Annotated in this window: 1 protein-coding gene; it reads left to right on the forward strand. The window is 45.0% G+C overall.

Annotation, left to right across the window (positions count from 1 at the left end; all coding sequences use genetic code 11):
• Positions 1-807 (forward strand): AAA family ATPase (locus tag ACS8FD_RS19080; protein WP_439277016.1); only part of this gene is annotated, 807 nt, incomplete at both ends.

Below are 807 nucleotides of genomic sequence, written 5' to 3' on the forward strand. Positions count from 1 at the left end.
CTAACCTACCAGCTGTTATGAATTATCTTAATGCGATATTCGATGATATGGTGACCCATGTCGAACATATTGTTAATGGCGATGATGAAGAGTTTACTCCTGCTGTACTAGCGACTACCCCTAGCCGATACGCTGTCAATGTCATGGTAAATCATGAGCCTGAAAGCGGCGTGCCAGTCATCTTTGAAGATCTGCCTACTCATCTTAATTTATTGGGACATGTCGAGCAAATTACCCAATTGGGCACAGTGACTACCGATGTCAGTATGATAAGAGCTGGCGCACTACACCGAGCAAATGGCGGTTACCTGCTGCTTGAGGCCAGTCACGTACTTGAGCACCCCTATGCTTGGCAAGGTCTAAAACGCGCTCTACAATCACGTAAAATCAAGTTGTCTAGTCTTGAGCAAATGCTGACTTTAACAGGCAGTTTATCACTAGCACCGATGCCAATCGATCTTGATGTTAAAGTGATTTTGCTTGGAGAAGCAGATTTATATTATGAACTACTGGAGCTAGAGCCAGAATTTGATGCTGTGTTCAAAGTTCGTGCTGACTTCCATGATGATGTGACACGTACAGCTGAGCATGAGCTAGCGTTGGTCGCCAAAATGGCGGATATTATCGATTATGCCAACCTATATCCTTTTGACAATAGCGCACAAACTACTCTTCTTGAGCATTTAAGCTTACAAGCTGAAGATCAAGACCGTCTTAGCCTGCACAGTGACCGCCTCATCAAGCTCTTACACGAGTCGAACCGTCATGCACGCCTCAATGAAAAGAGCATCGTCGATGCCAGTCATG

Source organism: Psychrobacter sp. 1U2 (assembly GCF_051847575.1).